This window comes from Paenisporosarcina sp. P4_B8, from assembly GCF_056402175.1.
Window position 1 is genome coordinate 68,447 of sequence record NZ_JBFUHX010000011.1, and the last position, 14,823, is coordinate 83,269.

Sequence of the window (14,823 nt, forward strand, 5' to 3'; positions counted from 1 at the left end):
GAGATATGAATGGCTAATCGAAAGAAAAAGAAAATGGAGACGCAACTAATAACAATTGAAAATTCAAAATCTCCTATTTCAGAGCAGTATCGAACATTAAGAACAAACATTCAGTATTCTTCGGTAGATAAAGAATTGAAATCCATTATTATTACTTCACCAAATCCTGGAGAAGGAAAATCAACGACCATTTCAAACTTAGCTATTGTGTTTGCTCAACAAGGAAAAAAAGTGCTGCTTGTAGATGCAGATTTACGGAAACCGACAATTCACTATACTTTTAATATTAACAATACAAAAGGTTTAACAAATTTATTGATGAAAAAAGCCTCACTAGGAGATGTTATACAACAAACTCCAGTACTTAATTTGTTTCTATTACCTAGCGGGACAATTCCCCCATATCCAGCAGAACTACTTCAATCAGAAATGATGTCTCAATTGATGGACCGATTAAAAGCTAGTTTTGATTTAGTTTTATTTGATACACCTCCTATACTTGCCGTAGCAGATGCACAAATACTGGCAAATAAATGTGAGGGATCTATTTTGGTAGTGAAAAGTGGTTCTACAGAAAAAGAAGGAGCCATTCGAGCAAAAGATATACTAATGAGTTCTAGAAGCAAGCTTTTAGGGGTTGTATTAAATAATAAAATGATGAAGGACTCACCTTATCAAACCACCTATTATTACGGTCAAACTAAGTAATTAGGTCAGCAAAGGATTCAAAACTAAAAATTCATGTTAAAGATTACTGAAAAATACATTTACGAGGATGGGAATGTTGATTGATATACACTCACACATAGCTTTCGGTCTTGATGATGGCGCACGAACATTAGAAGAGAGTATCAATATGGCAAAACAAGCTGTTTCTGAAGGGATATCTACTATTATCGCAACACCCCATCACCGACATCCTTCTTACCATAACCCCAAAGAAATAGTTGTTAAGAACGTTCTTAAGCTGAATGAAATATTTTCAGCTGCAAAAATCCCTTTATCTGTATTGACCGGGCAAGAAATAAGATTATTTGGAGAACTGGAAAGTGTCTTAGATTTAAATGAAGACCTATTAACATTAAACAATTCTAAGATGATATTAATCGAACTGCCAGCGTCTGATATTCCACTATATACTGAGAAGTTGTTTTATAACTTACTAGTAAAAGGGATTAAGCCCGTGATTGCCCATCCAGAGCGAAATGCTGAAATTGCAAGGAATCCAGAAAAACTTTATCAATTAATAAAAAATGGTGCATATTCACAAGTAACCGCAACAAGTGTAGCAGGCGGGTTCGGTAGAAAATTACAACGCTTGAGTATTCAAATGATTGAATATCAATTGACCCATTTTATTGGATCAGATGCCCACAATATGACTAACCGAATGTTTAACTGGAAAGATGCATGGAACATAGTAGATAAAAAATTAGGAAAAGACTATACGAGAAACTTGAAAAAACAATCGATTGAACTTGTTAATAATCAAAATATTAGTAAGCTACAGCCCGAGCAGATTCCAAGAAAAAAATTTTTTATATAAATCCTACTAAAGAAAAGAGTATGTGTATGTGCTCAATGACGGTAAAGAAATGGAAAACATTACTTTTTGTATTGGATTCTTTTATTACTGTTTTTTCGATGTTTGCTAGTTATATAATTTTATACCCCTATTTAAATGTCTTAACAGAAAAAGTGTTAATTCTAAGCGTAATAACTATTTTTTCAGCCCATCATTTTTTTGCTTGGCATTATGGACTTTATCGAAAGGTTTGGTTGTATGCTTCAATTGGTGAACTTACCTCAATAGTTCGTGCAGTGACCTATTCGATTATTTCAGTAATGCTTATGCAAGTAATAGTCAATCAAGATATTTACGTTCGCGTGTTAGTCATCACATGGATGGTTCATATTCTTTTTATTGGTGGTTCACGTTTTTCCTTGCGCTTAGCTGCTGATTTAAAGAAACGAAAATTAAACTTGCAAACAAAACGGACTTTAATAGTAGGAGCAGGAGCAGCAGGTACGATGGTGGTTCGTCAATTATTAAGAAATCAGGATAGGCAATTACAACCAGTTGGTTTTATAGATGATAATCTCTTTAAGCAAAATCTTGAAATTTATGGAGTTGAAGTATTAGGGAAAATAATTAATATTCCAGAGATTGTTGCAAGAAACAAAATCGAGTTAATTATTATTGCAATTCCCTCATTGTCTAAACAGGAAATGATTGTATTAACGAAAATTTGTGTTGGGACAGGCGTGAAAACTCAAACTATTCCTAGGATAGAAGATATAATGACTGGTAAGTTATCGGTGAATGAAATTCGAGATGTTCGTTTAGAGGACTTACTTGGGCGTGAGGAAGTAAGACTTGATATGCTCGCAATTGCAAATCAACTTACGAATAAAAAAATTCTTATAACTGGAGCAGGTGGCTCCATAGGCTCAGAAATATGCAGACAAGTGGCGAGATTCGAACCTAAAGAAATTATTCTATTAGGACATGGAGAAAATTCCATTTATAAAATTGATTTGGAAATGCGGAACTTAGTTTCATCTAATACTAAAGTTATACCAATAATTGCTGATATCCAAGATCGCAGTCGGATTTTTGAAATTATGGAGATTTATAAACCAGATGTAGTTTATCATGCAGCTGCCCACAAACATGTACCACTCATGGAATTTAATCCAAGAGAAGCAGTCAAAAATAATATTTACGGAACTCTGAATGTAGCAGAGGCAGCAAAAGAAATTGGTGTTTCCTGCTTTGTAATGATTTCAACTGATAAAGCAGTGAACCCACCGAATATCATGGGTGCGACGAAGCGATTTGCAGAAATGATTATCCAAAACTTGGCGGTTAATAGTAAAACGCACTTTGCAGCTGTACGGTTTGGAAATGTATTAGGTTCTAGCGGAAGTGTGGTTCCTCTATTTAAAGCACAAATTGCGAAAGGCGGACCAGTCACTGTTACAGATCCTGAGATGACTAGGTATTTCATGACGATTCCTGAAGCCTCGAGACTTGTCATTCAAGCAGGAACACTTGCAACAAATGGAGAGATATTTGTCCTTGATATGGGAGAACCCGTAAAAATTGTGAACTTAGCAAAGAATTTAATCCGCTTATCCGGGTATCAAGAAGATGAAATTGGTATAGAATTCACAGGAATTCGACAGGGTGAAAAATTATTTGAAGAATTATTAAACGAAGACGAAATTCAAAACGAACATGTTTTTCCGAAAATTTATATTGGTAAGTCCACACCAATTAACAATATAGATATGAAGAATTTATTGGATAAGATGCTTGATTTAAATAATGAAAATCTTAAAGATTTGTTACTTAAAATTGCTAATCAACAAAGCTTCCGAAGTGTAATTCAATAAAATCAATTGGTAATACTAGCAACCGCAGCACCCAGCGCGAATACACAAAAAATGCAATACCCATAACGAGTAGAAAGAAGGAATATCTTGTCAGGTATCCGGAACGAGAAGTCTAAGAGTGATGGGAATTCTCAACCAAATCCAAGGTCAGAGAAAATCTATCTTTCATCGCCACATATGAGTGAGGAAGGGTTTGAGCTGGCATTTGTTCAAGAGGCTTTTGATACGAATTGGATTTCACCACTTGGGGCAAATGTCGATCTGTTTGAGAAAGAGCTGGCAGAAAAAGTGGGAAGTACATCTGCAGCCGCCCTTTCATCAGGAACGGCAGCTCTTCATTTGGCTCTAAAAGCAGCTGGCGTCGAGCAAGGAGATATTGTTTTCTGTCAGTCGTTAACTTTTTCGGCGACGGCCAATCCCATCATTTATCAAAATGCCACTCCAGTTTTTATTGATAGTGATGCTGAAACGTGGAATATGAGTCCTACCGCATTAGAAGAAGCGTTCCAGAAATATCCGAAGGTGAAAGCCGTCATAGTCGTACATTTATATGGGTTATCGGCGAATATGGACCCGATCGCCCGGCTTTGCAAAAAACATCAGGTTGCGTTGATCGAAGATGCGGCTGAATCGCTTGGAACCTACTACAAAGGTACGCATACTGGGACTTTTGGAGACTATGGTGTTTTTTCTTTTAATGGTAACAAAATTATTACTTCTTCAGGCGGCGGGATGATAGTTTCGGACAATGCGGAAAGGATTGCTAAGGTTCGATTCTGGGCTACACAAAGTCGAGATCCAGCAAGGCACTATCAGCATAGTGAATTAGGATTTAATTACCGGATGAGTAATGTCGTTGCCGGAATTGGTCGAGGTCAGCTGAGAGTGCTAGAACAACGAGTGGCAAAGAAAAAATACATTTTTGAATTTTATCAAAAAGAGTTAAGAAGCCTGGATGGTGTGGAGTTTATGCCCATTCACGATTGGAATGAACCGAACTATTGGTTAACTGCCTTGACCCTAAGCGGAAAAGTTCGTCCACTAGACATTATGAAAGCTCTTGAAAAAGAAAACATTGAATCAAGGCCAACTTGGAAGCCGATGCACTTGCAACCATACTTTGCGAAATACGATTTTATAGGAGCCAATGTATCAGAAAAGTTATTTGAAAATGGTGTCTGTTTGCCATCTGATACAAAAATGACCGATGAGGACTTGGGAAGAGTCGCGGACACAATCAAAAAACTGTGGGGAGCCTCAAAAAATTGAAAAAGAACATTTGGATCTTCAATCATTATGCCACCGATACGTTTAAAGACCTAGGGGGACGGCATTTTTGGTTTGCTGAAAACTTAATCCGCCAAGGACATCAAGCTACCATTTTTTGTGCAAGCACTCTTCATAATACAGACGAGAATATTGATACAGGAAATAAAAAATACATAACAAATGAAGTAAATGGCATTCCCTATGTTTTTATCAAAACACCTAGTTACGTCGGAAATGGCAAACAACGAATTAAAAACATGATCGTATTCTATCGAAATCTGTTCCCCGTCGCAAAAGAGGTTGCAAAAATTCACGGGAAGCCTGATGTGATCCTCGCTTCAAGTGTTCATCCGCTAACTTTAATAGCTGGCATTAAACTCGCGAAAAAGTTTGGCATTCCTTGTGTTTGTGAAGTGCGAGATCTATGGCCTGAGTCCTTAATCGAATATGGATCGATAAAAAGAAATAGCTTAGTCGTCAATCTGCTATATCGTGGGGAAAGATGGATTTATAAAAAGTGTGACAAATTGATTTTTACGATGGAGGGTGGGAAAGATTACATAATTGAACGAGGGTGGAACAAAGAACGCGGCGGACCGATTGATTTAACGAAAGTGCATCACATTAATAATGGTGTTGATTTAGAGCGTTTCACTGAAAATATAAAGCGTTATATAGTAGTGGATCCTGATTTAAACAACCCCAAACTGTTTAAGGTTGTGTACACAGGATCGATTCGGAAGGCAAACAATGTAAATCTAGTTGTAGAAATTGCAGACATCATCCAGAAAAAAGGTGTTAATCATATAAAGTTTTTAATTTATGGGCGAGGAACAGAGAAAGAGAATTTAGAAAAATATTGTGTCGAACATGGAATTAAAAACATTCAATTTAAAGGGTTTGTCGATAAAAATCATATCCCGTATGTTCTCAGTAAGTCCGATTTAAATATTGTTCAGCTTTTTTCACAAAACGGGCTCAAACGGTTTGGTACGAGTGTAAATAAAATGTTTGAATACTTTGCAAGTGGGAAACCAACGCTTTCAGGTTGTGAATATGGGTACGATCTCATTCGAAAATATCAATGTGGCATTGTGATCGATAATGCTAGTACGAATCAGCTTGCGGAAGCCATTATTAACCTGTCTAATATGCCTCAGGATGAAGTTGCAATTTATAGTCAAAATGCATTAAAAGCCGCACAAGACTATGATTTTAAAGTGTTAACTAGAAAGCTTGAACAGTTACTATAATTTTATAGATTGGTGGTCAGGATGGGCTCTTTAAAGGAAAAATGGATAAGAATTCTGGAAGGATTACTTCATCAATGATTTTACATCACCAAAATTTTTAGGTGGAGAATTTTCCTTAAATACATATCTATGTGAGGATGTGATCTGTCTATTATTAATATTACATTTAAAAAAAAATATCTATATACACTATTCGTAATAATCGTTTTCAAAATGCTATTGGAATACGGTTACTTTTTATTTGTAAATCCAGTATTTGAATATGAAGGGTTTACTATTAAGATATCAATCTTTAAATTATTCGAATCTTACCTAGTAGTTTTCATCTTAAGTATTTTTATAATTAAATTAGAAAATCTAAGTTATCCAAGCAAAATTGTAGTATATGTACTGTTTATCAACTTATTTTTACCTATTTCATCACTTTATTGGTTACAGGATCATTCACGAGAATTTTTTCTAACCATTTCACTGTCATTTTTATTACTTTTTTATATTCTAGTAAAAACCCCAATGCTAAAACTTCCTACTTTAAAAGAGGGAAAAAATTTATCATTTTTAATATTATTTTTCTTAACCATCATTGTTTATGTTTTTTTAATCGTTACTGGTGGTCTACAAAGAATAAATTTTGATCTTTCAGATGTTTATTCAACTAGAGAAGAATTTAACGCTATTAGTGATAATTGGTTAATGGCTTATTTATTGCCTTGGCAAGCGCATATAACAAATATGTTCTTGTTGATTTATGGATTGATCAGGAAAAATAGAATATTAGTTGTTATTTCCTTAATTTTACAAATTTTAATTTTTGCGATGACAGGACATAAGAGTTATCTTTTTGCGCCTATTCTTATTTTTGGAATTTATTATTTCTTTAAAAAAGGTTATCAGAACAATATATTATTCTTTATCACATCTGCCTTAATATTTTCACTAAGTAGTTTATATATTTTGTACAGTATTTCTAATAACCCAAATATGTTATCGCTCTTTTTAAGAAGGTTATTTTATGTTCCTGCACAGTTACATTTTTTATATTTTGATTTTTATGAGAACATGACGAAATATAAGTTGTCCGCATCTTTCCTTTCTTTTATCATTGATAATCCATATGGTACTAATCCAGTTTATTTAGTAGCACAAAAAGTATTTGGTAGAGACTTTAGCCCTAACGTAGGTATATTCGGGGATGCTTATTTGAATTTCGGAATAATTGGAATTCTACTTTTTATGTTGATCTTAGGGGGAGTATTAAAGATATTAGATAGTGTGTCAAAAAATACTCCATTAGTTTTATCAACTGGAATTATCATCATTCCTGGAACTGCACTAGTTGATGCAGCCCTATTTACTAGTCTTTTAACTCATGGAATATTATTTGCAATTTTTGTTATATGGCTAACTAATTCCGGAGTTAACAGACACGAAAAGACTTGATGGCAAGCTCAAAAAAAAATGGTGGGTGCAAAAATGGAGACTATAAAGGAAAAATTGCTTAATAAGACAGCAACACTGGGGGTCATAGGGCTAGGTTATGTTGGTCTTCCTCTTGCTGTGGAGAAGGCAAAAGCGGGGTACCGGACAATCGGATTCGATATACAAGATTCTAAAGTAGTTATGGTGAATTCCGGTATCAATTACATTGGAGATGTTGTGAACGAAGACCTTGAACAAATCGTACAATCAGGCTACCTTACCGCCACCTCAGATTTTGCACAGGTTGCACAGGCAGATTGTGTATGTATATGTGTTCCGACACCGTTAGACCTCTATAAGCAACCGGATATTAGTTATGTGAAAGCTTCGGCAGAGAGTATTGTTCCTTATATGCATAAAGGCATGTTAATCGTTTTAGAATCTACAACCTATCCCGGTACAACAGAAGAACTCCTGAAGCCGATTTTGGAATCATCGGGTCTGAAATGTGGAGTCGATTTCTATCTTGCGTTTTCGCCTGAACGAGTCGATCCTGGGAATTTACGCTATAAAACGAAAAACACCCCAAAAGTGGTTGGGGGAATGACTCCAAAATGTACGGAAATCGCAGCTAGTTTATATGAGAGCATTTTAGAAGCACCGATTCATCGGGTTTCATCACCTGCGATTGCAGAAATGGAAAAAATCTTAGAGAACACCTACAGAAATATCAATATTGGTCTCGTCAATGAATTAGCCATTCTTTGTAACAGAATGGGCATTAATTTCTGGGAAGTGGTTGATGCTGCTGCAACGAAACCCTATGGATTTCAGGCCTTTTACCCAGGGCCAGGTTTAGGGGGCCATTGTATTCCGCTAGATCCCTATTATTTATCGTGGAAAGCGCGTGAATATGGGTTTCACACATCCATGATTGAGTCTTCCATGATGATCAATGACCGAATGCCGGAATACTGTGTGGAACGAGCAAGTAAAATTTTAAACATATCGAAAAAGGCATTAAGTGCATCGCGCATTTTAGTCCTTGGTGTCGCGTATAAACAGGATATTGAAGATTATCGAGAAAGCCCAGCGATTCGAGTTATCGAAGTATTAGAAAAAAGCGCTGCTGATGTGATCTATTATGATCCTTATATTTCAGAATATCGTGATGAATACGGTGTGATCAAAAAAAGTGAATCAAAATTAACTACGGAGCTTATTGAAAGTGCTGATTTAGTAATGATCACAACTGCCCATACAAAGGTAGATTATGATTTCGTTCAGCAACATGCGAAGGCAATTTTTGATACGAAAAATGCCATGAAGGATGTTTTGATTCGAGAAAAAATCGAATTGTTGTGAGGAGAGACGAAATGGAGTTTACAACAAAAGCCTACATCGAACTGCTGGGATTATTACGTAACAAAGGGTATGAGTTTTGCTTGTATCCTGATAGTGAAACAGTCGAAAAATCGGTTATTATTCGGCATGATGTTGATTTCTCACTTGAAAAAGCACTAGAAATGGCCAGACTAGAACATGACTTAGCAGTGAAATCAACCTATTTCATTCTATTATCCACTAATTTTTATAATAGCTTTTCAAAAGAATCCTTCGAAAAGCTAAAACAAATCCAGTCGTTAGGTCACGAAATTGGCCTTCATTTTGATGAAAAACGATATGATATGCAAACTATTGAAGATATGCAGAAAGCTGTACAAATGGAAGCCAAAATTCTCGGTAACTTACTAAATACTGAAGTGAAAGTAGTTTCCATGCATCGACCTTCAAAACTCGTACTAGAAAATGATATTCAATTCCATCAAATCATCAACTCCTATTCCTCCAAATACTTCAAAAGCATGAAATACGTATCAGATTCAAGAATGAATTGGCGAGAAGACCCAATTGAAACGATTGAATCTGGAAAATATGAAAAGCTGCACATTCTGACCCATCCTTTCTGGTATTCTACTGAAATTGAAACAATGGAAGTTAAGCTAAAGGACTTCCTCAAACAATCAATCAGTGAACGATATGATTTTATGTATGACAATTTCACCGCATTAGATCAAGTGATTGATTGGAAGGAGATAACAGGGTGATTCGTATAAAAGATATCACAGACTTTTTAGACACTAAAGAAATGCCCTACACATTTATCGGTGATTCAGAACTCACAATTCATAGCTATGTTTCCATTGAAAATATTGCTGCCAATTTAATTTCATGGATTAAAGACGAAAAAAAAATACAAGCCATTATGGGAAAAGACATTACAAATTCGCTCATTGTCTCACTAAAATTTGATACAAGTTCTTTTGAGAAGGCAAACTTTATTTTTTGTGACAATCCAAAAGCCATTTACTTTACGATACTCAATCAATTTTTTCATGAAGAGACCAAGGTTGAATATATTAGTGCAACATCGGTTGTTGAAACGAGGAGTATTGGTAAACAGGTTTACATTGGTCACCATTGTTATATTGGGCCAGAAGTTGTGATTTCAGACAATGTACGAATCGAAAATAATGTTTCTATCCAAGGGAAAGTAACGATTGGAAAAGATACAATCATTCGTTCAGGTGTTGTGATTGGTACAGATGGGTTCGGCTATTTTGAAAATACTTACGGGATCAATGTTAGAGTTCCCCATTTTGGCGGTGTGATCATTGGAGAAGATGTGGAAATTGGGGCGAATACATGTATTGACAGAGGAACGTTAGGGGATGTGGAAATCGGGAATCATGTAAAAATTAACAACCTTTGTCACATCGCCCATAATGTCATCATTGAAGATCATGTCATGATTGCCGCGTTGGTCAATATCTCTGGAAGTGTGTGGATTAAGAAAAATGTTTATATCTCTCCTGCAGCGACGATTCGAAATCAAGTAACCATTGGCGCCAATAGTTTAATCGGCTTAGGTTCGGTCGTTGTAAAAGATGTGGAGGATAATGTGGTGATTGTCGGTGTGCCTGGAAAAAAAATAAGAAATCGTGAGGGTGAGAAATGACGAACCTACGATTTGCCATCATCGGTTGCGGGAGGATTTCACCGAATCATCTGGCCGCCGCTATTCAAAATAAGTTAGACATTGTCGCCATTTGTGATCTCGATGAAAAGAAAATGGAGCAGACCATTTCAACATTTGATTTAGGGGTTGCAGTAACTAATTATACGGATTATCGACAGATGCTGGCAATTGAAAAACCTGATTTAGTGGCGATTTGTACAGAAAGCGGGAAACATGGACAAATTGCATTGGATTGTATCGATTCGGGAAGCCATTTGATTATTGAAAAACCCATCGCGCTTTCTTTAGAAGAAGCTGATCAGATTATTGAAAGAGCAGAGGCGAAAAATTTAAAAGTAAGTGCTTGCCACCAAAATCGGTTTAATAAATCGGTTCAAAAATTGAGAGAAGCAGTAGAGGCAGGTCGTTTTGGTAGACTACTTCACGGAACAGCCCATATCCGCTGGAACCGTGGAGAGGACTACTACATCCAGGCACCTTGGCGAGGAACTTGGCAGCAAGACGGTGGGGCGCTCATGAATCAATGCATTCATAATATTGATCTTTTGCGCTGGATGATGGGTGACGACATTGTAGAAGTTGTTGGAATGACGGATAATTTAAAGCATCCATTTATCGAGGTAGAAGATCTTGGAATTGCGTTAGTCCGATTTGCGAACGGTAGTTACGGTGTAATTGAGGGAACAACAAACATTTATCCTCAAAATTTTGAGGAAACGCTCTATGTGTTCGGGGATCAAGGGACCGTTAAAATCGGTGGGAAATCAGTAAATATTATTGAAGAATGGCTGTTTGCGGATCAATTGGACGAGTCACAGGAAGTAAAAGACAAGTATCACGAGAATCCGCCAACCGTTTATGGCTTTGGACATACGCCACTCTATGCAGACGTCATTGAGGCGATTAAACAGGACCGTGAACCATATGTGACGGCTGAAGATGGCAGAAGGGCATTAGAACTCGTCCTTGCCATTTATAAGTCAGCAGCTGAAAAGAAAAGTGTCCAACTCCCACTGGAGAAGGCGAGTACATTGGATTTTATTAATTTATTTCATCGAGTTAGTGATAGTGGGCAGGGGCATGACTGAACTCGAAAAGTATCTGCAATTCAGCGAGCAAGAAACGACCATTCCTATATTTTCAAAGGGCTGGTGGATGGAAGCGGTTTGTCCGAATGAATGGGATGTCATCTTAATTAAAGAAAACGGCGAAATCCGTGCGTCCTTGCCATACTATCTCCAACAAATCGGAACCGAGAAAGAAATTAGAAAAGCGACGTTAACCCAAACGAATGGCATCTGGATGCGATACCCACCAGATCAAAAATACGAAAGAAAACTGACGTATGAAAAAAACATGATGAATACCATCATAGATGAAATCGAGAAACTGGGGTTAACAAAATACCAACAATACTTTCATTATTCCTTTACAAACTGGCTTCCTTTTTATTGGCGTGGCTACTCGCAAACAACAAGGTATACGTATGTCATACACCATACTTCCAATTTGGATGAAGTTTATCAAAATTTCAATTCCAATATACGAAAGAATATAAGAAAAGCAGAGAAAAGCTTGCAGGTTTATGAAGGTCTTGGAATCGATGAAATCTATCATTTAAATAAACTGACGTTTGAGAGGCAAAACTTAGAAATCCCTTATTCATTTGAAACGGTTTCGAGAATTGATAAAGCATGTGAACAAAGAAATGCTAGGAAAATATATTATTGTGCGGACGAGCAACATCAAATTCATGCCGCAGCTTATTTTGTTTGGGATGACGAGACGGTTTATTATTTAATGTCCGGTTCAAATCCTGACTATCGAAACAATCAATCCCTAACTTTACTGATTTATGAAGGCATTAAATTAGCAAGTAGATTGAATCGGAAATTTGATTTTGAAGGAAGTATGAAGCAAAATATCGAGCAGTTTTTCAGACAATTTGGTGCAAGGCAAATGCCTTACCATAATATTTATAAGGTTTTCTAGGGTTACGGACGTATTGGGTTTTCCGGGTGGAATTTGTGTGGATTGGAGAGTGGCTATGCAGTTTCGTGATTTACAGGCTCAATATCAAACCTATAAACATCAAATCGATTCAGCGATTCAAGGTGTTTTATTTCATTCCAATTATATCGAAGGAAGAGAAGTAAAGGCACTCGAAGAACGATTAGCTGAATATGTAGGCGTGAAGCATTGCATCACGTGTGCGAATGGAACAGAAGCGATGACCCTTGTGCTGATGGCGTGGGGGATTGGGGAAGGCGATGCCGTTTTCATTCCAGATTTAACATTTTTCTCAACAGGAGAAGTGGTTTCGTTTTGCGGTGCAACACCGGTGTTTGTGGATGTATGTAAAGATACCTTTAACATGGATCCAACGCAACTAGAGAAGGCCATTGTTAAAACGTTGAAAGAAGGGAAAGTCACACCAAAAGTGATTATTCCTGTTGATTTATTTGGGTTACCTGCTGATCATCTTGAAATCGAGCGTATCGCAAAGAAATATCATTTACTTGTATTAGAAGACGCTGCCCAAGGCTTTGGGGGCAATATTCATGGGAAACGAGCATGCAGTTTTGGTGATGCCGCAACAACTTCTTTCTTCCCAGCGAAGCCTTTAGGTTGTTATGGAGATGGTGGGGCAATTTTTACGGATGATGATGAATTAGCAGAGTTGTTAAAGTCTTTGAAGGTTCATGGAAAAGGCGAAAGTAAGTACGACAATATTCGCATTGGGTTGAATTCTCGACTTGATACTATCCAAGCAGCCATTTTACAAGTCAAGCTTGACGCGTTCATCCAGCATGAATTGGATGACGTAAACCGAATCTATCAACTTTATAATGAAAAATTGGGCGGAATGGTTGATACACCTGCCATCCCCGATGGATTTTTTTCTAGCTTTGCCCAGTATACTATTAAGCTTAAGAATAGGGAGCAACGGGAACAGTTACAACAACATCTCAATAAGAACGGGATTCCAAGTATGGTGTATTACGTGAATCCAATGCATAAACAGAAAGCATTTGTGCATTTACAATTTAATGAAGAAGATTTTCAAGTTACTAACGAGCTTTGTGATTGTGTTCTGTCGTTACCAATGCATCCATATTTGAAGGAAACGGATGTAGAACTTGTGGCAAAAGTGGTTTCAGACTATATCAAGAAGAGCAACTTATAGACGAGACAAATAGTGGAATATGTAATGAACGGATATTGGAGGGACCATCATAAAAAAAGTATGTCATATGACGAGTGCTCATGAACGTTATGATATCCGCATATTTGAAAAGGAATGTAAATCATTAGCAAGTCATGGCTATGATGTCTCCTTAATTGTAAATGATCAATTACCTAATGAAACAGTGGATCAAGTAAAGATCATCTCGACCAATTTTAAGCCAAAGAGCCGACTTGATCGGATGTTGAACTCCAAGAAAAAGATATTTAAAAAAGCGGTGGAAGTAGATGCCGATATCTATCATTATCATGATCCTGAATTAATGCCAATCGGGAATAAGTTAAAAAAACGAGGAAAGAAAGTCATCTTTGATTCCCACGAAAATTATCCGATGCAAATTAAAGAAAAAGAATATATTCCAAAGTTTTTACGGAAGGTCATCGCAAAAATATATTTCATGTATGAAACCTATTCGATTAAACGAATTGATGCGGTCGTCTTTCCATGTACGTATAGTTTGAAAAATCCTTTTGAAAACCGGGCGAAAAAAACGGCATTTATCGATAACTTTCCCATGTTACACGAATTGTACGATCGTTTTAATGAAAAGGAAGAAAAACTAAAGAATACGATTTGTCATATTGGCACGCTAACCCATGATCGAGGTATTACGTATAACATTCAAGCTGCCTATAAAGCGAAGGTTAACTTGATATTGGGGGGCGTCTTATCCCCTGATCGTTACCTTCAAGACGTTCGTGGAATGAAAGAGTTTGCGTGTGTGAATTATAGAGGGCATGTAAATCGAGAAGAAGTAACGGATATTTTGCAAAAAAGTAGGATTGGTCTATGTACAGTTTTAAATGTTGGCCAATATAACAAAGGCGATCATTTTGCAACAAAAGTCTATGAATATATGGCGATGGGATTGCCCGTCATTATAACCGATTTTCCATATGCCAGGGAAGAATTGAAAAGATACAAATTTGGCATCCCAGTTGACCCAGAAAATGTTGATGAAATCGCTGAGGCTATTTTGTATTTATTGAAAAACCCTGACATTGCAAAAGAAATGGGGGAAAATGGTCGCTTAGCGGTGAAAGAAAAATACAATTGGAGTATCGAAGAACAAAAATTATTCCGTTTATATAAGAATCTATAATACGTAAACCATTTGCCATCGAACACGTTAGTCTTGTGTGTACACACAAAAAAGGTTAAGTGGGGCATTGACTTCGTGGCTACAATCTAGAAAA

13 protein-coding genes are annotated in these 14,823 nt (G+C 36.7%); all 13 read left to right on the forward strand.

Features of this window, described 5'->3' with window-relative positions; translation table 11 throughout:
- Positions 1-9: 9 nt before the first annotated feature.
- The gene (locus tag AC1DSK_RS11750) at positions 10-708 is read left to right on the forward strand and encodes a CpsD/CapB family tyrosine-protein kinase (RefSeq protein WP_477547519.1); all 699 of its coding nucleotides are present in this window, start codon (positions 10-12) and stop codon (positions 706-708) included.
- A gap of 73 nt (positions 709-781) precedes the next feature.
- The gene (locus AC1DSK_RS11755; protein WP_477547520.1) at positions 782-1,546 is read left to right on the forward strand and encodes a tyrosine-protein phosphatase; all 765 of its coding nucleotides are present in this window, start codon (positions 782-784) and stop codon (positions 1,544-1,546) included.
- Positions 1,547-1,581: 35 nt separating this feature from the next.
- Complete coding sequence (locus AC1DSK_RS11760) at positions 1,582-3,399, forward strand: polysaccharide biosynthesis protein (RefSeq protein WP_477547521.1); 1,818 nt, start codon at positions 1,582-1,584, stop codon at positions 3,397-3,399.
- A 177-nt stretch (positions 3,400-3,576) separates the two neighbouring features.
- A complete protein-coding gene (locus tag AC1DSK_RS11765) occupies positions 3,577-4,668 on the forward strand; it encodes a DegT/DnrJ/EryC1/StrS family aminotransferase (RefSeq protein WP_477547645.1) in 1,092 nt (363 codons plus the stop codon).
- Positions 4,665-5,921: a glycosyltransferase family 4 protein gene (locus AC1DSK_RS11770; RefSeq protein WP_477547522.1), complete on the forward strand. Its 1,257-nt coding sequence runs from the start codon at positions 4,665-4,667 to the stop codon at positions 5,919-5,921. Before AC1DSK_RS11765 ends, AC1DSK_RS11770 begins: the two co-directional genes overlap by 4 nt.
- 213 nt (positions 5,922-6,134) lie before the next feature.
- The gene (locus tag AC1DSK_RS11775) at positions 6,135-7,361 is read left to right on the forward strand and encodes an O-antigen polymerase (RefSeq protein ID WP_477547523.1); all 1,227 of its coding nucleotides are present in this window, start codon (positions 6,135-6,137) and stop codon (positions 7,359-7,361) included.
- A gap of 33 nt (positions 7,362-7,394) precedes the next feature.
- The gene (locus AC1DSK_RS11780; RefSeq protein ID WP_477547524.1) at positions 7,395-8,705 is read left to right on the forward strand and encodes a nucleotide sugar dehydrogenase; all 1,311 of its coding nucleotides are present in this window, start codon (positions 7,395-7,397) and stop codon (positions 8,703-8,705) included.
- Between the two features lie 11 nt (positions 8,706-8,716).
- A complete protein-coding gene (locus AC1DSK_RS11785; protein WP_477598234.1) occupies positions 8,717-9,448 on the forward strand; it encodes a polysaccharide deacetylase family protein in 732 nt (243 codons plus the stop codon).
- Positions 9,445-10,359, forward strand: a complete 915-nt coding sequence (locus AC1DSK_RS11790) for a DapH/DapD/GlmU-related protein (protein WP_477547526.1) — start codon at positions 9,445-9,447, stop codon at positions 10,357-10,359. The genes AC1DSK_RS11785 and AC1DSK_RS11790 overlap by 4 nt, the downstream gene beginning before the upstream one ends.
- Positions 10,356-11,468: a Gfo/Idh/MocA family protein gene (locus tag AC1DSK_RS11795; RefSeq protein ID WP_477547527.1), complete on the forward strand. Its 1,113-nt coding sequence runs from the start codon at positions 10,356-10,358 to the stop codon at positions 11,466-11,468. The genes AC1DSK_RS11790 and AC1DSK_RS11795 overlap by 4 nt, the downstream gene beginning before the upstream one ends.
- Positions 11,461-12,372 carry a GNAT family N-acetyltransferase gene (locus AC1DSK_RS11800; RefSeq protein WP_477547528.1) on the forward strand — a complete coding sequence of 304 codons (912 nt, stop codon included), beginning with the start codon at positions 11,461-11,463 and terminating at the stop codon, positions 12,370-12,372. Before AC1DSK_RS11795 ends, AC1DSK_RS11800 begins: the two co-directional genes overlap by 8 nt.
- Before the next feature lie 37 nt (positions 12,373-12,409).
- Positions 12,410-13,567 carry a DegT/DnrJ/EryC1/StrS family aminotransferase gene (locus tag AC1DSK_RS11805; protein WP_477547529.1) on the forward strand — a complete coding sequence of 386 codons (1,158 nt, stop codon included), beginning with the start codon at positions 12,410-12,412 and terminating at the stop codon, positions 13,565-13,567.
- Positions 13,568-13,634: 67 nt separating this feature from the next.
- Positions 13,635-14,729 (forward strand): glycosyltransferase, encoded by a 1,095-nt coding sequence (locus AC1DSK_RS11810; protein WP_477547530.1) that lies wholly within the window; start codon positions 13,635-13,637, stop codon positions 14,727-14,729.
- Positions 14,730-14,823: the final 94 nt, after the last annotated feature.